Consider the following 17614-nt stretch of genomic DNA (forward strand, 5'->3'; position numbering starts at 1 on the left):
GTCGTGGTCTCTTCGACAGATGAGTGGATGCAAAAGTGAGTGCTAGACGTTTCCGAAGTGAGTGCTGTAGGAACCTAATCCGAAAATACGCCGAATAGCGGTAGGAGTGGGGTTCTCTGCCGAAATATACGAGGTTCTATCCGGACGGTGAGGGGAGCTCTTCGCAACACTTAATTGAATATCTGTTCAAACCGTTGGTGATGGCACAAGCGACGGAACGGTTCCGACGGTACCTCGACGACGAACTCGGGGAGTGTCGCGACGAGGACGTCGAGCAGCGCCTCGACGAACTCGGCACGCTCGAGGCAGCGCTCGGGACGGGACGGGTGGACGCCGAACTCGACGTGCTCTCAGCACTCGCCAACGAGACGCGGTACACGATCGTTCGCGTACTCGTCGCCGCCCGAGAGGAACTCTGCGTCTGCGAACTGCACGCGGTCGTCGACGTGACCGAGAGCGGCCTCAGTCACGCGCTTTCGGCACTCGTCGAGGCGGGACTCGTCGACGGACGCAAGGACGGACGCTGGAAGAAGTACCGAGCCACCAACCGGGCCGTCGCGCTCGTCACCGTCCTCGAGGGGAGCGTGAGCGATGACTGACGTCGACGCGCACGACCACGGCCCAGACTGCGACTGCGAGAGCTGTGGCGACCCGCGGTCGATGGACTTCCTCGACAAGTACCTCACCGTCTGGATCTTCGGCGCGATGGCGATCGGCGTCGCGCTCGGTTTCGTTGCCCCGTCGGTGACCCAACCGATTCAGGACTTCCATCTTGTCGAGATCGGGCTCATTCTGATGATGTACCCGCCACTGGCGAAGGCTGACTACTCGCAACTTCGGACCGTCTTTAGCAACTGGCGGGTGCTCGGGCTCAGTCTCATCCAGAACTGGCTGATCGGCCCGACGCTGATGTTCGGGCTTGCGGTGTTCTTCTTCAGTGGACTCGTCCCCGGCCTGCCCGCGCGTCCCGAATACTTCCTCGGGCTCGTGTTCATTGGGATGGCGCGGTGTATCGCGATGGTTCTGGTCTGGAACGAACTCGCGGAAGGATCGACCGAGTACGTGACGGGGCTGGTCGCGTTCAACAGCCTCTTCCAGATCGTGACCTACGGGGTGTACGTCTGGTTCTTCGCGCTGTTCCTCCCACCACTGCTTGGTATGGAGTCACTCGTCGCCGGCATCACGACCTTCGACATCTCGCCGATGCAAGTGTTCGAGGCGATCGTCATCTTCCTCGGGATTCCGTTCGCTGGAGGCTTCCTGACCCGGTACGTTGGCACTCGCGCGAAGAGTGGAGCCTGGTACGATGATGAGTTCATCCCGAAGATCGATCCGCTGACGCTCGTCGCGCTGCTGTTTACCATCATTGTGATGTTCGCCACGCAGGGCGGGAACATAGTCGCCTCGCCGGGCGACGTCCTCCTGATCGCGGTGCCGCTAACGATCTACTTCGTCGTCATGTTCCTCGTGAGCTTCGGGATGGGACGCGGCATCGGCGCGGACTACTCGACGACAACCGCGATCGGGTTCACGGCCGCGAGCAACAACTTCGAGCTCGCGATCGCCGTCGCCGTCGCGGTGTTCGGCGTCGGCTCCGGCGTCGCGTTCGCGACCGTCGTCGGCCCGCTCATCGAGGTCCCGGTGCTGCTCGCGCTGGTGAACGTTGCGCTGTACTTCCAGCGCAAGTTCGACTGGCGCGGCTTCGATACCGGGCGCCTCGATTCGTCCGCACCCGAATCGACGACCGACGACTGACGACCGACTCGACGTCGTTGGGCTTTTACTGCGCCCCGGTCTCTGAAAGAGCGAATGAGCGATCGCGCAGACGGAGTCGACGCGGCCGGCGGGCGCGAGCCGGACGACGCGCTTGAGTTGCTGTTCCGTGACGGCCGCACGAACGCCGTGCTCGCGTGGGGGCTCGTCGCCGTCCTCGTGGTCGCGTTCGTCGAGAGTGCGCTCGACCTTGACTACCAGTGGACGCTCTTCGTCGCGTTCGTTGGGGGCGTGGTTCTCCTTCCGTCGGTCGCGTTCCGCGACTGGCGCGTGATGCTCCCCTGGGAGCTGCTCGTGCTCGCCACCCTCCCGATACTGGTCCGCGGGCTGTTCGCGGGTTCGGTCGGGACGTTCGCGACGTACCTCGCGCTCGCCGCGCTCGCGTTGCTCGTCATCGTCGAACTCCACATGTTCACGTCGCTCGCGGTCACGCACTGGTTCGCCGTCGTCCTCGTCGTTCTCACGACGCTCGCGGCGGTCGCGGCGTGGACGATCTTCCGATGGCACGCCGACCGGTACCTCGGCACGACGTACCTGGTCGACAACGAGACGCTGATGATCGAGTGGCTGTACGTCACGCTCGCCGGCGTCGCGGCGGGCGTCCTCTTCGACGGCTACTTCCGACGCCGCGACCGCCTGCTCTGGCGTGCGATCCGACGGATGGTGAGACGATGACGCGACTGCCGCGGCCGTCGATGCGGAACCAGCGGCGACTCAACCGCGGGCTCCAGGCGGTTCTGGTCGCACTCGTCGGCTACGGGGTCCTCGCGGGCCAACCGAAGGCGATCATGAACGGCGGCGTCGGACTGCTCGTGACGTTCCTCCCGGCGGCGTTCCAGCGGAACTACGAACTCCCGCTGGACCCGTGGCTCGGGCTCTGGGTGACGACTGCTGTGTTCCTTCACACCCTCGGGTCTGCCGGACTGTACGGTATGATTCCCTGGTGGGATCACGTCACGCACGCGATGTCGGCGTCGCTCATCGCCGCGGTCGGCTACACGACCGCTCGCGCCATCGACCTCCACAACGACGACATCCACGTCCCGCGTCGGGTGACGTTCGTCTACGTGTTCGTGGTCGTGCTCTCCTTCGGCGTCATCTGGGAGCTCTTCGAGTTCGGGCTCGACATCCTCGCGGACGAGACGGGCGTGACGATGCCGCTCTCCCAGCACGGACTGGACGACACGGTCCGCGACTCGATGTACAACTCGCTGGGCGCGCTCGTCGTCGCGCTCTTCGGGCAAGTGCACCTCACGGGCGTCGCGGAGACGGTCCGCGAGCGGTTCTTCCCCGTCGAGGAGTGACCGACCCCACAGGGACTCCCGGTGCTCGACCCGGCGTCGCTTCGCGAGTGCTTCGACGCCGACCAGCATGGGCCGCGGCGACGGCGGTGGCGTGGTGGCGAACACGTGCTCGGTGCACGGGCACATCGTCGCGCGGGACTAGGTCGCGTACAACACGACGAAGTTCGGGCTCCGCGGCCTCACGCAGTCCATCGCCGCCGAGGGCCCGGGGAGCATCCGGGCGTTCACCGTCAGCACGGCGTACGTGAAGACGGCGCTCGTCGCGAAACAGCTCCCGGACACCACCGACCGCCGGAACATGACCGTCGACGAGGTGGTCGAGAACGTGATGCTGGAGCGCACGCGCGTCAAGGAGAGTGCTGGAGCCCTTCGAGGTCGCGAACCTGTTCGTGATGGGATGCTCGCAGCACAGCAAGCACCTCGACGGCGGCGACGCCGTCGCGCCGGACGCGACGGCATCGACCGCCGGGACTCTCAGTTGACCGCTTTCGACAGCTCCGCTCCTGCCTTGAACTTCACGTCGTTCGACGCCTCGGGAGCGTCCACGAGGTGGAGGAGGGGCGCATCAAGCGCCGTCACGACGGACCACGCGGGGGCGTCACCGTCCTTGCCGGGACACCCGCCGGTGTCGTGTACGGCCAGCGCTTCCCGGGACTGGACGCCCCAGCAGTACAGGTCGCCGTCGTCCCTGCACACCTGGTGCGCCCCCGGCGGGAGGGCGTCGTCGTCCGGGTCGTATCCGCGGCTGAGCGTGACGTTCGCGTACGTCGTCCGTCCGGGCTTCTTCCGTATCTTCCCGCGCGATTGGAGGTCGACGCCGCCCTCTTCGACGTCCGAGCGCGTGACGCCGGCGACGACGTTCGGGCCCTCGGCGGCCAGGAGTGTCGCGGCGTTCTCGTAGAGTGCGCCGTCGTCGACGTGCCAGCCACCGACGACGAGCAGCTGGTCGTCGTGACGGATCCGCCGCACGTGGAACAGCGCGGGCATCGGGAGCGGGGCGTCCGGCGGCGTCGCCGTCACGGGGACGACGAACGTCTCGGACACGGCCGCCTCGCCGGAGGTGGTCTCCTCACCCCATGACTCGAGGACGTCACAGCAGAGTGTTGGGGTCGTGCAGCCGGCGAGCGAGACGAGCGCCATCGGCTCCGCGTCCTCGGCCGCAGGCGTCGCGCCCGTGACGACGCCGCCGCCGGAGGTCTCGAAGGCGGCGACGCTCCGAGCGGCCCTGCCACGACGGATGTCCCTCTTGTCGATCCCGCGAAGTAGCGATGCGACGCCGTCGTCGACGTCGAGCGTCGCGGTCAGCAGGGTCCGGCACGACAGGTCGCGATGGACCGCGACGACCCGGTCGCTCTCGCCACAGCCGTCGGCGTTCCGTTCGCCGAAGAAGTACTCGAGGACGCGCTCGGGCGTGAGTTCGTCGGCCAGCGCCGGACCGTCGCCCCGGACGCGGGCGTCCGGAAGACTGACGGCGAAGTGCTCGCCGATCGTCGGCTCCCCGTCGAGGTACTCGTAGAGCGGCTCCGTGGCGTCCGGGATTCCGTCGCCGTCGCTGTCGAGGTCGTCGTGGATCCGCTCGACGTCGCCCTGGACGATGCGGCGGGCCCGCTCGATGGACCGTCGCGCGCTATCCCACTCGCCCGCGTCGATGGCGTCGCGCGCGTCCTCGGCGAGTCCCTTCCGCGCCTCGGCGTTCTCTCGGACGGTCCGACAGGTATCAGAGGGACAGTCCTCGAGTTCCGCCCGGACCTCCGTGGTCGCGTCGACGAACGCGTCGAGGGACGTCTTCGCATCCTCGGTCGACCGGTCGTTCACGGCCGCGAGGGCGGCGTCGGCGTACACGAGCAGCGCTCGTTCGACGTCCAGGACGTCCACGAGCGCGCCGATACCGTCGTTGTCGTCGTCCTCGTCGTGCGGGTTCGGTACCCAGATCGAACTCGGCTTGTTCGACCGCGATGAGTTGTAGTCCTGTGCCTTCGTGGTCGTGCCGGTGCTCCAGCCGTCGATCTCGATGCGTCGCGAGTCCGCCCGTAGCGTCGGCGGGACGAAGCGCACGTCGACCGGCCCGCTCCGGTACGCCGTCACGCCGTCGGGATTCCCGCCGGCGTAGAACCCGGCCGGTGAGGCAGTCCTGTTCGCCACTGCCTCCTCGCCGGCCCGGTCCACCAGTCCGTCGAGCCCGGTACAGCCCGCGAGGCTCCCGAGTCCGACTGCGCTACCCGCTGCGAGGAGCGTTCGACGCTTCACCAGCGAGGTCCTCGGATCTCGTCCACTGCTCCGGCGTTCGACCGACGCTCACTGTTCATTACAGGAATAATACGCGCCGAGTGTATATAAGTTAGAAGCGTAATATTTCGCTGCACCCTGGGGAATCGGAACCCTACCGGACCCCCGCGTGGCGGACGAATCGGGCTCTCGGATTCGCGTTCCGAAAGCGGACCGTTCTACGGGAGACGCTCTCGGCGCCGGTGCGACCCTTGGAACCCGGTACGGGCAGGCGGTTTCGACGGAGCCGACGACCGACCCCACCGACCGGTCTCGACCAGATCCCACAGAGATTGAAACGGGCTGCCGGCCTCTCTCACAGTTTGGGGTTGAAGATCGCGTGAAAAACCCGTCAGTGCCATCGTTGCGGGTGCATACTGATGGCCGCCTTCATCCCCGACCTGAAGGGCGAGGCTTTCGCCTCGAACTTTCCGTAGCGGCACCGCCGCCGCATCCAAGTACGGCCGTCGCCGCTATCCGAGGTCGGTCAGTACGAAGTCCGGACCGACCCAGGGCTACAGATGGCCGCGGACGCGGTGGATCGTCGAGTACGCCGCCCCGAGAGCGCGCGTCAGCCGGCCGTCGCGGACGACCGGTTCGACCCGGCCGTCGCGGACGGCATCGACCACTGCTTCGGGGGTCAGCTCGTCGACGTCGAGGCGCGTCGAGAGCCGCCCGACCTCGAAGGGCAAGTGCGCGTCGCTCCCACCGACGACGGGGATGTCACGGTCGCTGGCGATACGTTCGATGCGCCGGCGATACTCGGGGTGTTTGCCGTTGATCTCGATCGCGTCGAAGTCGGCGTCGCTCTCCCGAAGGCGGCTGTTCCGGAACGGGTGCGCGACGATCGCGACGCAGCCGTGGTCGTGTGCGAGTTCGACGGCCTCGTGCGGGGAGAGTACCCCAGGGTCGGTTCTATCGGGCGGGTTCGGCCCGACGACGAGCAGGTGCCCCTCCGTCGTCGAGATCTCGATACCCGGGATGCAGGCGTCGCTCACCAGCGTCTCCGGCCGAAAGAAGTCGTGGTTGGTGACTGCGACCCCGTCCAGTCCGCGTCGGCGCGCTATGGCGAGCGTCGCCCGCACGCTGTGGGGGTCGAAGCCCGCTGCGAACGCCGGGTCGCGATGGAAGAACCGGCTGTGGGTGTGGAGGTCGCAGTCGAACACGGATACTGGTGGGGCGCTCGCCGGACAAAAGACGGTTTCGGTCGCCCGGACGTCGCCGACGAGCGCTCCGACATCCATTTCAGGGTTTGGTGTGACGGGGGCTCTATGACTGATCCCCGCAGAGTGATGGTCCGGAATCCGACGAGCGGGGACGGGAAGCGAACTCGAAGGGCGCGAGCGATGGCCGAGGAGCGTGGCTGGGAGGTCCTCGACAGCGAGGGTGGCGAGCACACGGTCGAACTCGCGGCCGAGGCGTCTGTGCGTGCGGACACTGTCGTCGCCTGCGGCGGCGACGGCACGCTGAACGCGACGCTCACTGGCGTGCTGGAGGCCGGGCGGCTGGACGACGTCTCGCTGGGCGTCGTTCCGGCCGGGACCGGGAACGACTTCGCCGACAACGTCGGCATCCGCGGCGTCGAGCACGCGTTCGAGGTCGTCGAGTCCGGTGCATCGCGCGCGCTCGACTTCGCGACGGCGAACGACCGGCCGTTCCTGAACTCCTGCGTCGGCGGACTGACCGCCGAAGCGAGTGCGAGGACGACGCCCGCCCGAAAGCGGCGTCTCGGCGTGCTGGCGTACGTTCTCACGACCATGTCGGTCTCCAGGGACTTCGAGGGATTGAAGCTGCAGGTCTCGATCGGCCCGGACCGCGACCCGGTCTGGGCCGGCAACGCGCTGATGCTCCTCGTCGGGAACGGCCGACGATTCCCCGGCGAACGGATGCGGCAGGCGAACATGGAGGACGGCCAGTTGAACGTCGTCATCATCGAGGACGCACCGACGCTCGACTACCTCTCGAGGGGCGCCGCCGACAGACTGCTCCGCCGGAACGCCACGCACCTCACGCGAGTGAAGACGTCTCACCTCCACGTGACTCACGAGGGGTCGCCGGTCCAGTTCAGTCTCGACGGCGAGATGATCGAGGCGACGGAACTCGCGGTCGACAGCCAGCCGGGCGCGATGGAGTTCTTCGTCGGCTCCACCTACGAACCGAGTCCAGCGGAGTGGAGCAAGCAGCCGTCGACGTGATCGGCCTCTGTCACGGACGCCCGTCCCCTCGATCCCTGCCGGTCACTTCGTTGCGGTCCGTATCGGGGTTCGTGGAGGCGAAGACGTATCCCCATCCGAGACCTCTATACCTGTAGATGTCACTAATCGACCTGACGATCAACAAGCCGGCACTGAAGCGAACCGAAGTCGTCGACTCAACCGACGAGACACGGACGGCGTCGACCGACGAGGGACGGACAGCGTCGACCGAAGCGGCGCGGACAGCGTCGACCGACGAGACGGACACGGGACCGACCGACGAGGCGGCTGGCGTCTCCACTGGATCGAGTGGCCGTCTCCGACGGACCGCTCGGAACGTCGGCCTGCTCGGCGTCGGCGTCGTCGGGCTCCTCACCCTCCGGAAGCTCCGCGGCCGCCGAAAAAACGAGAGCACGGCTGCGGACGACGTCGTGGCCGACGCCGAGACCGAGAGCGTGGACGTCGACGTCAGCGACCCCGGCGCCGAATAACTACTCGGTTCCCCGTCGCCGATTCGCTCTCTCTCACTTTCGAGGCAGCTTCGAACCCAAGTGGTATGTGTCCGACTTCTCTCTAAAGGGTAGAGGTAACTATATAATGGGACTCCTGGATTCGTTCGGCGCGCTCGTCAGCAGCTTGATCGCATCGATAGTACTGCTCGTGTTCGCGGTACTCAGCTTCTTCATCACGGTGTTCATCGTACAGGTCGGGGCCGGCCTGGCTGGCTACTCCACGCTGAGCGGTGACTTCGTCGTGCTGTCGGCCGCGATACTCGCGACTGGCGCCATCGTGGCGGGCGCGACGCCGATGTCGAGCCTCGCCGGCGTCGACGAGTAGCATCTCGACCGGGCACGGCACTGCTGCCGTTCGCGGGCGTTTCGCGTAGTCTCGACGCATAGTGGGAAATCGACCCAGTCAGTGGATCTTGCTTCGGGTCGGTGCGCTGGACCTCGAACGGGAAGTCACGTGGTACCATCTCCCGACCGCCAGTCCAAGTGCCTATATAGCAGTCTGCCGGTAGGCGACGCATGGCCGTTCCCCCGATGTCGACGGAGATGCTCGTCGTCTTCGGACTCATCGGGGCCGCACTCGTCCTGTTCGTGACGGAACTCGTCCCGAGCGACATGACCGCGATCGGGGTCCTGGTGTCGCTCGTCGTCCTGGAGTCGTGGACGGGCGTGGGGGCGCGCGACGCGATCTCCGGGTTCGCGAGCAGTGCGACGATCACGATCGTCGCGATGTACATCCTCAGCGCGGGCATCCAGAAGACGGGGCTCGTCGAGCGTCTCGGCGTCTACCTCGCTCGATTCACGAATGGAAGCGAGTCACGATTGCTCGGCGCGACCGTCGGGTCGACGGGCGTCAGCGCGGGCATCATCAACAACACGCCGGTCGTGGCGGTGTTCATCCCGATGATAACGGGGCTCGCCGAACGGAGCGGGATCTCGCCGTCGAAGCTCCTCCTGCCGCTGTCGTACGCCGCGATGCTCGGCGGGACGCTGACGCTCATCGGAACCAGCACGAACATCCTCGCGAGCGACCTGTCGCGGGAACTGCTCGGGCAGCCGCTGTCGATGTTCGAGTTCACGAAGCTCGGCGTCGTCGTGCTCGCCGTCGGCAGCCTCTACCTCCTCACCGTCGGGCGACGACTCACGCCGGCGCGCATCGACCCGATCGCGGACTTCACCGAGGAGTTCGGGCTCGAGGATCACTTGACTCGACTTCGCGTCCGGGAGTCGTCGCCGCTGACCGGACTGGCGCTCGCCGACGCGGACGCCGAGATCGACGTGGGTGCGGACGCCGACCTCGACATCCTCCAGCTGGAACGTGGCACGGAGACGTTCTTGGCGTCGGGCTCGGACCAGACCGTCGAAGCCGGGGACGTCCTCACGGTGCGTGCGAACACGCAAATCGCGACGCACGTCGCGTCCCAGTACGACCTCCAGCACCAGCCGCGAGCGGCGGTGACGGAACTCGAACTGACGGCCGAGGACGACGCGGGGACGCTCGCCGAGGTCGTGATCCTCCCGGAGTCGCGGTTCGTCGGCGAGACCGTCCTCGACACGAAGCTCGCGGAGCTGTTCGAGACGACGACGCTCGCTGTGCGTCGCGGCGACGCCCTCTACCGCGACGGACTCGACGAGCGGGAACTCCGATCGGGGGACGTTCTCCTGTTACAGACGACGCCCGGCGCGATCGAGTACCTGAGCGAGCGCGGGGACGTCGTCGTCACGGAAGCAGCAGAGGAGCCGCTGGTCAGCGAGGACGAGCCCGCGGAGGCGATCGCGCCGCTGTCCTCGCACACGCCGATCGCGGCCGGCATCATGCTGGCGGTCATCGGCGTCGCGGCGCTCGACGTGCTCCCGATCGTCATCGCCGCACTCGGCGGCGTCGTCGCGATGGTCATCACGGACTGCATCGACACGAACGAGGCGTACGACGCGGTCAGCTGGAACATCATCTTCCTGCTCGCGGGCGTCATCCCGCTCGGGCTGGCGATGCAACGCACGGGCGGCGACGAGTTCATCGCCGCAGTCCTCGTCCAGAGCGCGTCCGTCCTCCCCGTGATTGCGGTACTCGCTCTCTTCTACCTCCTAACGGGGCTGCTCGCGAACGTCATCACGCCCGTCGCGAGCGTCGTCCTGATGATCCCGATCGCGGTCGATACCGCCGAGCGAATCGGCGCGAACGGGCTGGCGTTCCTGCTCGCGGTCATGTTCGCGGGGTCCGCGGCGTTCATGACCCCGATCGGGTACCAGACGAACCTCATGGTGTACGGCCCAGGCGGCTACCGGTTCACGGACTACCTCCGCGTCGGCGGCCCACTCCAGGTACTTACCGCGACCGTCACCACGCTCGGAATCGCGTACTTCTGGGGCGTCACCTGAACGCCACTGACGCGTGTGCTCGAGGGCGACAGGTGCGCTACGGGGACGGTTGGTTGGTGGACTGGCGTCGCGTTCAAGTGCACGAGGCCGACTCCCGTCCAAGTGACATTCTAATCGCTTCCCCGTTCGTTTCTGAGAGCGGGGAACAGCGGACGACTACTGTTCTCGTCGACGATCGTGACGAGTCGACGACGCGGCCGCGTCGACTGTGCACTGGCGTGGGTCCCTCGGCCTCAAGACGGGGTCGTTCGGAGATCGTGGTGAGCCTCGTTCCGCAACCACCGGAGGCGATGCCCTGTTGGTCTTTATGAAACATAAAATACACTTTATTATACATATAAGGAGCATATTTATAGAAGATAATTATCAAATCTGGGTCTCGTGGTGGCTGGTCGCCGACGGTGAAGTGAAACAGGATTTCATCGATCTCTCAACTTTAGAGCATGCACGATTCAGATTCGTCGGACCCCGGGTCGGGGACGAACGGGGGGCGGCGGTGCAAGGTCGCGCGAGTCATCGACGTACGCGACTTCGATGGATTGGACGCAGACAGGGAGCGTCTCTGGACGACCATGACTGCGATCAGGGGGAGCCTACGCGAGCTCACCGACCTCTTCAATCGCCGCGTCCTGGCGGACGAGCCCGGTCGGGCCCGTATGTAGCTGTTCGGCAGCGACCTCGATAGTGTGTCCGAAATACTCACTGACGACGGCGTCGGGTCCGAGACGCAGGTCGGCGTCGAACGCCGCCTGGAACGGGAAGACGACGACCCCGGCTCTTCAACTACTGGCTTTCTTATGTATATGGGAATACTTACGTATTTGGTGAACTGTCGTAGAGTGATGAATGACGCGAACGACGGGTGGTGAACCGTCGACGACGGCCGTCGCACAATCAACCGGCCGTAGGGCCGCGCTCGGTCTGAAATCCCGTGGCGGGACTCCCGTGTCTTCAGGTGCGGGAGGAGGTCAATGGTCGACGCTTCGTTCGTCGGGCAGATGCGTCCTTGTACGTCAACAGTTATGGGACCTCGGCGAGTGTATTCAGGAGATGCTGTCAGACCGCGTCTACGTAGTCGCAGGTGGCGGTAACGGAATCGGGAAGGCAGCGGCCGTCGAACTCGGCCGTCACGGAGCAACGGTGGTGGTCAACGACCTCGGCGTCGACGTCCACGGGGAGGAGAGCGACGACGGGTCGCTGGACGACGTGATCGAGGAGGTGGAGGCCGTCGGTGGTACGGCCACCGCCCACTACGGCGACGTCAGCTCACTCGAGTACACGGAGCGACTCGTCGAAGAAACCCACGGGACGTACGGGCGGCTCGACGGCGTTGCGAACTTCGCCGGTATCCTCAAGGACGCCCTCTCGTACAAGATGACGGGCGAAGAGTGGGACGACGTCATCCGGGTCCACCTCCGCGGGCACTTCTCACTCCTGCGGAACGCCGGTTCGCACTGGCGCGAGATTGCTGAAGACGACGTGGACCGCCCGCAGCGGTCGTTCCTCTCCGTGACGAGTCGCTCGGCGCTCGGGAACGCTGGTCAGGCCAACTACTCTGCAGCGAAGGCGGGTATTCTTGGCCTCACTAGAACTACAGCGCAGGAACTCTATCGACACGACGTCCGTGTCAACGCCCTGATGCCGACGGCGTTCACCCGGATGATAGAGGATATCCCGGAGAGCCAGCGGTCGTTCGACGAGGAGGAGATGCCGGCGTCGAAGATCGCGCCAGTCGTCGCATTCCTCATGAGCGATGACGCGACGGACGTCACCGGCTGCACGATACGCGCCGCAGGCGATTCGATTGGCATCGTCTCGAACCCCGAACTCACCCGCGTCGGCTACAGCACCGACGGCTGGTCGGTCGAGGAACTTCAGGAGCACTTCCACGACGCCGTCGGGAGCGGGACGAACCTGAAGAAGACCAGTCGGGAATTCTAGCTACCGGTCGAGCAGTCTGTGCGGTCCTCGAGGACTCTTGAGTTGTGACCGAAGGCGGTCACCGGCCGCCGAGGTACGCCTCGCGCAGATCCTCGTTCTCTAGGAGTTCGCTGCTCTCGCGCTCCATGTACACGCTGCCTTCGCGAAGCACGTACGTCCGATCGGAGTTTCGCAGAATCACGTTGACGTTCTGCTCGATGGTGACGAAGCTCGTAGACCGTCTCTCCTGGATCTCCCGTAACTTCTCGAAGACGTCCTGGACGTACTTCGGCATCAGGCCGGCACTGGGCTCGTCGAAGAGGATCAACTCCGGCTCGGTGACCACGGCGCGTGCGATGGCGACCATCTTCTGCTCGCCACCGCTCATCGTGACGACGTCCTGATCCTTGCGCTCCTCGAGTCGCGGGAACAGCTCGTAGAGTTCGGCCTTCCGGTCCTCGAGTTCGTCGTCGTCGACGGTGAACCCACCCATCTGGATGTTCTCGTCAACGGTCATGTCGGGAAACACGTTGTCGCGCTGGGGCACGTACCCGATGCCCTGCTTGATGAGGTTCGAGGGCCGTTCCCCGGCAATGGATGACCCCTTGAACGTTATCGAGCCCTCCCAAGGGGAGAGATAACCCATGATGACCTTCAGGACCGTCGACTTCCCGGCACCGTTCGGCCCGATGACGCCGACGATCTCGTTGTCCTCGATTTCGAGGCTGACGTCCTTGATCACTGGGACGTCGGTGTAACCCGTCGTAACGTCCTCGACGTTGAGGACGGACATCAGGCGCTCCCCCCCAGGTACGACTCTACGACCCGTTCGTCTCGTTTGACGCGCTCGGGGACGTCCTTCACGAGGTGCTGGCCGTTACTCATCACGATCACCTCGTCGCAGGAACTCGAGATCTGCTCGATCTCGTGGCTGATGATGAACACGGTGACGCCATGCTCCTCGACGAGTTCGTCGAGGAGATCGGCGATGTTGTCGACGAGGCCGGGGTTGACGCCGGCGAACGGCTCGTCGAGCATAATCATCACGGGTTGGAGCATCATCGCGCGTGCGAGCCCGAGGAGTATCTTCTGCCCGCCGGAGAGTTCGCTCCCGTAGAGGTGCTTGTGATCGTCGAGCTGAACGAACTCCAGCAGTCGGTGGGCTTCTGTCTCGACGTCGCCCGGGCAGGGGACGACCATGAGGTTCTCGAGGACGGTCATCTCGGCGAAGATATTCGCGCTCTGGAACGTCCGCGCGAGCCCGTACCGCGGAATCTCGTACGGTGGTTCGTCAGTGAGGTCGTGTCCATTGAACTCGATCGTGCCTGCATCGGGTTCGAGCATTCCGCTGATCAGGTTGAACGTCGTCGTCTTCCCTGCACCGTTCGGTCCGATGAGTCCCGTGATCTCTCCGCGCTCGACTTCCAGGTCGAGGTCGTCGACAGCGACCATGCCGGAGAACTTCTTGGTGAGACCCTGGACTTTCAGAATCGATTGTCCCATTTGATAAACTACCGTTGCACTCAATCGCGTATAAATATTGTGCCGCGTTAGCGTTCGAGAGGGGGTCCGGAATCGGTCCTCCGGTCCGCTCGTCTCAAGACTCCCGGTACGCTTATCTCGAAATCGGACGGACACCCCGTATGGAACTCGACCCCCGCGAGCGCGAGCATGCGATGCATCACATCGTTACCAGTCTCGTCACGCCACGACCGATCGGGTGGATCAGCACTCGCAACGACGACCGCGACAACCTCGCCCCGTACAGCTACTTCACGCTCGTCAACACCTACCCGCCGGTCGTGATGTTCTCCGCTTCCCGCAACGAGGACGATACGTCGAAGGACTCGCCCCGGAACGCCGTGGAGTCGGGCGAATTCGTCGTCAACGCCGTCACCGAGGATCTGGCCGAAGCGATGGACCTCACGAGCGCACCACTCGGTGACGTCTCGGAGTTCGACTACTTCGACATCGAGCGCGCGCCGTCGTCGACGGTGGCACCGCCACGAGTGGCCGACGCCGTCGCCAATCTCGAGTGCTCCGTCATCGACACGATGGAGGTGTACGACAGCGACCTGGTCTTCGGCGAGGTCCGCCATATCTCCGTCGACGAGCGGATCACGACGAACGAGACGGTGGACGCGACGAAGGTCCGATCGGTGGGCCGTCTCGGCGGTGCGCACTACACCGGAGTCTCGCTACTAGACGTCAAACGCCACGGGTTCGGTGAGTGGGAGGCCCCGGTGCCGCTCGGATTCGAGGTCGACGACGAGACCGGCTGGATCAGCGTCGACGAACCCGAGTTCGAGGCGGTTCGAACCGCACTCGAACGGGTCGTCGACGGCGAAGACCCTGCCGTGCTGGAGGCTTCGGGTCCGTTCGACGAGGGCGAGCTCTCCGGGGCGGTCGACCGTACCGAACTCTATCTGGAGGGCGTTACCGACGACGAGCGACTCGAGGCGGCGCTCACTGCGGCCGGCTACGAAACCACGTTCTCGTACTGACGCGAGGTCGCCGGATCGGCGATAACTATATCATCGGTCGACGAAACTTCACTACCCAAGGTATGGATGTCGACCACTGGCGATCGACAGTGACGGAACGCGCGAACGAAGACGATCGGTTCGCGACGGCGTCCGAGCAGTTCGACGGCTCGGTTGCGTTCGACGTCGGCGACCGAACGCTCTGGTTCAAGCTCTACCGTGGCCGCATCATCGACACCGAGCGGTACGTTCCGTTCTTCGGTGCGACGTTCCGAGTCCTCGGCGATCCCGACGCGTGGGCGACGGTCGCGGCGGAGGAAGCGTCGTTCACGGAGCAGGTGCGCCGTGGCCGTCTTCGGATCACGGGGAACAAACTCGAAGCGAACCGGATGCGGGACGCGACCGAACTCATGATGCGGTACCTCCCGAAGCCGACGGAGGAACTCGATGCCTGAGTCACTGACTGGACGGTACGCAGAGGTGTGGGACACGCGGACGTACTACGAGACGATCGGGGACGAGAGCGATACGTCGATCGTCTTGTTGCACACGGCGGGGTCGGAGGGGCGACAGTGGCAGTACGCCGCCCCGGAACTCGCTGCGGCCGGGTACCACGTCGTCGTGCCGGACATGCCCGGGCACGGGAAGTCCTATCCGGTGGACTGGGAGCCCATATCGGCGCTCCACGACTACGGGGAGTTCGTCTGGGAGCTCGCGTCCGTACTGGAACTCGGCGAGTTCGCGGTGGCGGGCTGCTCCATCGGTGGCTCGATCGTCATCGACATGGCCGTGAACCACGGCGATGACCTCCTCGGCGTGGTGGCGTTCGAGGGATTGGCGAAGACGGATAGTGCGGCACTCGGACGGCTCTCGCACCCGCACGCGTGCCCGGGCTGGCAGGACATCCTCGACTACTCGACGGTCGATGCGACGCACTCCGGCCTCGACCCGGCTCGCCGAGAGGAGCTGAAGTGGCAGCATCGCGGGTCCCAGCGGGTGGCGACGAACGACCTGCAGGCGTCTCACGACCACGACGTCCTCGCCGACGCCGAGCAGGCGACGTGTCCGACGCTCGTCGTCCGCGGTACCGACGACTTCTACATCGCTGAGGAGCTGTTCGACCAGACGGTCGATGCGATCCCGGACTGCGAGAGTGCGGTGATGGCGGAGACCGGCCATTATCCGATGATGGAGCGGCCGTCGGAGACGGTCGAGCTGATCGTCGACTTCTTGCAATAACGCCTCCACGCAACTACAGTATTGGGTCGCGAATCAACTCGGCAAGACGCCGAATAAACGTTCTGTGCACATTTACGGGTTTCTTCCTAGAGGTACCTTTATGCTTGTGTAGTTCTAGCATAGCGTACCGTATGGCAGATGACAGCCCCTCATCCGATAGGATAGTGCATAGTACCCGTAGACGGCGAATCCTGCAGGCATCCGGGTTGGCCACCGTCGGCCTGGCTGGCTGCCTCTCCGGCGGCGATGGTAGCGATGGCGGCGATGGCGGCGATGGCGGCGACGGTGGCGACGGTGGCGACGGTGGCAGCGACACGACTGACGGCGGCGACGGTGGGGGTGGCTCCTCGGACAACGCGGAGCCCATCCACATCGGTGTCTCGCTCCCGTTGTCCGGATCCTTCAGTTCGATATCGACGCTTCTCGAGGGCGGCTACCTCGGCTTCCAGGACTGGGTGAACAACGGTCTCGGCGGCATCGAGTCTGACGACGGCATGCACGAACTACAGTTAGACCTACGAGACGACCAGTCCCAGGAATCCCGCGCGGGACGGATCGCGACGCGGTTCGCGAGCGACGACAAGTTCGGTGCGATGGTGCAGGCGTACGGCTCTTCGCTCGTACAGGCTGCGGCGTCCCAGGCGGACCGCAGCCAGATGGTACTGATGTCCAGCGTCTCCGCGAACAACCCGCTCCACGAGGAGTTCTCGTACCTGTTCCAGACGAGCCAGAAGATTACGCGGCTGGGGGACGCGTCCCTCCTCGAGGGGAACGTCGACAAGGTGGCCGTCTGGGGCCCCGAGATGTCCTGGGTGGACCTCTCGCTAGAGACGTTCGTGGAGGCCGCACCGGACCACGGTCTCGAAGTCGTCGTCAACGACCGGCATCCGCGCGACACCCGCGACTTCTCGGCGCTCGTATCCAAGGCCCAGAACAACGGCGCCGAAGCCCTGATCCAGTCGGGGTACGGCGAGCACTCGCAGGCGACGATCGACGCGATCTCGTCGTCGAACTGGCAGCCGAAGTACGGTGCGTTCCAGACCCTTCCGCTTTCCATCGCGAAGGACATCGGCTCAGATACGGTCGACAAGCTCTGCTTCCCGAGCATCTGGAACTCGTCGCTGTCCGCCGGGTCGAACGACCAGCTCCTCGAGTACTTCCCGAAGCACGCGCCCGAAGGCGAAGAGCCGACGTACCAGACGGCGCTCGCGTGGGCGACGCTCGAGGTCTACAAGGCGGCGGTCGAGGACCTCGGGAACGACTTCAACGACAGCGAGAAGTTGAAGAACTGGTACGCCGATGCGACGCCCGAGACGGTCATCGGGACCGAATCCTGGAACGAGAACGGGGGCCAGACCGGCGTGGAGTGGAACCTCGCCCAATGGCAGGTGGAGGGCGACACCTTCAATCGCCCCTACGTCTACCCCGAGAAGTTCAAGCAGGCCGACTTCCAGTTCCCCAAGCAGAACTGGTAACGGCGTTCCCGATTCGCTCGTCAGCAGTCACGTTTTCACGCCGTCTACGCTCCGACCAGTCGCTCGCACTCC

The 17614-nt window shown here is 65.1% G+C and carries 17 protein-coding genes and 2 pseudogenes; 15 read left to right on the top strand and 4 right to left on the bottom strand.

Features of this window, described 5'->3' with window-relative positions:
• Positions 1-200: 200 nt before the first annotated feature.
• The 5 genes and pseudogenes from G9C85_RS14280 to G9C85_RS19275 all read left to right on the top strand — a co-directional run.
• A complete protein-coding gene (locus G9C85_RS14280; RefSeq protein WP_166041182.1) occupies positions 201-599 on the top strand; it encodes a metalloregulator ArsR/SmtB family transcription factor in 399 nt (132 codons plus the stop codon).
• Complete coding sequence (gene arsB, locus G9C85_RS14285; protein WP_166041185.1) at positions 592-1755, top strand: ACR3 family arsenite efflux transporter; 1164 nt, start codon at positions 592-594, stop codon at positions 1753-1755. The genes G9C85_RS14280 and arsB overlap by 8 nt, the downstream gene beginning before the upstream one ends.
• 54 nt (positions 1756-1809) lie before the next feature.
• Positions 1810-2448 (top strand): hypothetical protein, encoded by a 639-nt coding sequence (locus G9C85_RS14290; protein ID WP_166041188.1) that lies wholly within the window; start codon positions 1810-1812, stop codon positions 2446-2448.
• A gap of 20 nt (positions 2449-2468) precedes the next feature.
• Positions 2469-3077: a hypothetical protein gene (locus tag G9C85_RS14295; protein ID WP_166041634.1), complete on the top strand. Its 609-nt coding sequence runs from the start codon at positions 2469-2471 to the stop codon at positions 3075-3077.
• 79 nt (positions 3078-3156) lie between these two features.
• Positions 3157-3559: pseudogene (locus tag G9C85_RS19275) on the top strand (SDR family oxidoreductase); the annotation flags it as partial.
• Here G9C85_RS19275 and G9C85_RS14305 read toward each other — a convergent pair.
• Together G9C85_RS14305 and G9C85_RS14310 are read right to left on the bottom strand one after the other, a co-directional pair.
• On the bottom strand, positions 3552-5324 hold the full coding sequence (locus G9C85_RS14305; RefSeq protein WP_166041190.1) for a hypothetical protein: 1773 nt from the start codon (positions 5322-5324) through the stop codon (positions 3552-3554). The pseudogene G9C85_RS19275 and the gene G9C85_RS14305 sit on opposite strands and share 8 nt — an antisense overlap.
• Before the next feature lie 533 nt (positions 5325-5857).
• On the bottom strand, positions 5858-6586 hold the full coding sequence (locus G9C85_RS14310; protein ID WP_193570770.1) for a PHP domain-containing protein: 729 nt from the start codon (positions 6584-6586) through the stop codon (positions 5858-5860).
• Between the two features lie 27 nt (positions 6587-6613).
• Here G9C85_RS14310 and G9C85_RS14315 point away from each other — a divergent pair, with 27 nt between their 5' ends.
• The 6 genes and pseudogenes from G9C85_RS14315 (at position 6614) to G9C85_RS14335 (ending at position 12366) form a co-directional block, all read left to right on the top strand.
• On the top strand, positions 6614-7537 hold the full coding sequence (locus G9C85_RS14315; RefSeq protein WP_166041192.1) for a diacylglycerol kinase family protein: 924 nt from the start codon (positions 6614-6616) through the stop codon (positions 7535-7537).
• A gap of 116 nt (positions 7538-7653) precedes the next feature.
• Entirely contained in the window at positions 7654-8028 is a 375-nt protein-coding gene (locus tag G9C85_RS14320; RefSeq protein ID WP_166041194.1) for a hypothetical protein, read from the top strand.
• Between the two features lie 106 nt (positions 8029-8134).
• Complete coding sequence (locus tag G9C85_RS14325) at positions 8135-8374, top strand: hypothetical protein (RefSeq protein ID WP_166041195.1); 240 nt, start codon at positions 8135-8137, stop codon at positions 8372-8374.
• A gap of 191 nt (positions 8375-8565) precedes the next feature.
• Positions 8566-10425 carry an SLC13 family permease gene (locus tag G9C85_RS14330; RefSeq protein WP_166041197.1) on the top strand — a complete coding sequence of 620 codons (1860 nt, stop codon included), beginning with the start codon at positions 8566-8568 and terminating at the stop codon, positions 10423-10425.
• A 443-nt stretch (positions 10426-10868) separates the two neighbouring features.
• Positions 10869-11294 (top strand): annotated as a pseudogene (gene rdfA, locus G9C85_RS19280) (rod-determining factor RdfA).
• Positions 11272-12366: an SDR family oxidoreductase gene (locus G9C85_RS14335; RefSeq protein WP_205254372.1), complete on the top strand. Its 1095-nt coding sequence runs from the start codon at positions 11272-11274 to the stop codon at positions 12364-12366. Before rdfA ends, G9C85_RS14335 begins: the two are co-directional and overlap by 23 nt.
• Positions 12367-12424: 58 nt before the next feature.
• Here G9C85_RS14335 and G9C85_RS14340 read toward each other — a convergent pair whose 3' ends face one another.
• Together G9C85_RS14340 and G9C85_RS14345 are read right to left on the bottom strand one after the other, a co-directional pair.
• Positions 12425-13138, bottom strand: a complete 714-nt coding sequence (locus G9C85_RS14340; RefSeq protein ID WP_166041199.1) for an ABC transporter ATP-binding protein — start codon at positions 13136-13138, stop codon at positions 12425-12427.
• Positions 13138-13848: an ABC transporter ATP-binding protein gene (locus tag G9C85_RS14345; RefSeq protein WP_166041201.1), complete on the bottom strand. Its 711-nt coding sequence runs from the start codon at positions 13846-13848 to the stop codon at positions 13138-13140. Before G9C85_RS14345 ends, G9C85_RS14340 begins: the two co-directional genes overlap by 1 nt.
• A gap of 140 nt (positions 13849-13988) precedes the next feature.
• Here G9C85_RS14345 and G9C85_RS14350 point away from each other — a divergent pair, with 140 nt between their 5' ends.
• From G9C85_RS14350 to G9C85_RS14365, 4 genes are all read left to right on the top strand, one after another.
• On the top strand, positions 13989-14849 hold the full coding sequence (locus G9C85_RS14350; protein ID WP_166041203.1) for a flavin reductase family protein: 861 nt from the start codon (positions 13989-13991) through the stop codon (positions 14847-14849).
• Between the two features lie 62 nt (positions 14850-14911).
• Positions 14912-15283, top strand: coding sequence for a hypothetical protein (locus tag G9C85_RS14355; RefSeq protein ID WP_166041205.1), 372 nt, complete (start codon positions 14912-14914; stop codon positions 15281-15283).
• The gene (locus tag G9C85_RS14360; protein ID WP_166041207.1) at positions 15276-16067 is read left to right on the top strand and encodes an alpha/beta fold hydrolase; all 792 of its coding nucleotides are present in this window, start codon (positions 15276-15278) and stop codon (positions 16065-16067) included. Before G9C85_RS14355 ends, G9C85_RS14360 begins: the two co-directional genes overlap by 8 nt.
• Positions 16068-16231: 164 nt before the next feature.
• A complete protein-coding gene (locus G9C85_RS14365; RefSeq protein ID WP_205254373.1) occupies positions 16232-17542 on the top strand; it encodes an ABC transporter substrate-binding protein in 1311 nt (436 codons plus the stop codon).
• The last annotated feature ends 72 nt before the right edge of the window (positions 17543-17614 follow it).

The sequence above is a fragment of the Halorubellus sp. JP-L1 genome (assembly GCF_011440375.1).
Lineage (GTDB): Archaea > Halobacteriota > Halobacteria > Halobacteriales > Natrialbaceae > Halorubellus.

Coding starts and splice junctions, on each gene's coding strand:
- G9C85_RS14290 (WP_166041188.1), top strand. CDS start 1,810: ATGAGCGATCGCGCAGACGGAGTCGACGCGGCCGGCGGGCGCGAGCCG.
- G9C85_RS14325 (WP_166041195.1), top strand. CDS start 8,135: ATGGGACTCCTGGATTCGTTCGGCGCGCTCGTCAGCAGCTTGATCGCA.
- G9C85_RS14330 (WP_166041197.1), top strand. CDS start 8,566: ATGGCCGTTCCCCCGATGTCGACGGAGATGCTCGTCGTCTTCGGACTC.
- G9C85_RS14340 (WP_166041199.1), bottom strand. CDS start 13,138: ATGTCCGTCCTCAACGTCGAGGACGTTACGACGGGTTACACCGACGTC.
- G9C85_RS14320 (WP_166041194.1), top strand. CDS start 7,654: ATGTCACTAATCGACCTGACGATCAACAAGCCGGCACTGAAGCGAACC.
- G9C85_RS14310 (WP_193570770.1), bottom strand. CDS start 6,586: ATGGATGTCGGAGCGCTCGTCGGCGACGTCCGGGCGACCGAAACCGTC.
- G9C85_RS14355 (WP_166041205.1), top strand. CDS start 14,912: ATGGATGTCGACCACTGGCGATCGACAGTGACGGAACGCGCGAACGAA.
- G9C85_RS14350 (WP_166041203.1), top strand. CDS start 13,989: ATGGAACTCGACCCCCGCGAGCGCGAGCATGCGATGCATCACATCGTT.
- G9C85_RS14345 (WP_166041201.1), bottom strand. CDS start 13,848: ATGGGACAATCGATTCTGAAAGTCCAGGGTCTCACCAAGAAGTTCTCC.
- G9C85_RS14280 (WP_166041182.1), top strand. CDS start 201: ATGGCACAAGCGACGGAACGGTTCCGACGGTACCTCGACGACGAACTC.
- arsB (WP_166041185.1), top strand. CDS start 592: ATGACTGACGTCGACGCGCACGACCACGGCCCAGACTGCGACTGCGAG.
- G9C85_RS14315 (WP_166041192.1), top strand. CDS start 6,614: ATGACTGATCCCCGCAGAGTGATGGTCCGGAATCCGACGAGCGGGGAC.
- G9C85_RS14335 (WP_205254372.1), top strand. CDS start 11,272: ATGACGCGAACGACGGGTGGTGAACCGTCGACGACGGCCGTCGCACAA.
- G9C85_RS14295 (WP_166041634.1), top strand. CDS start 2,469: ATGCGGAACCAGCGGCGACTCAACCGCGGGCTCCAGGCGGTTCTGGTC.
- G9C85_RS14360 (WP_166041207.1), top strand. CDS start 15,276: ATGCCTGAGTCACTGACTGGACGGTACGCAGAGGTGTGGGACACGCGG.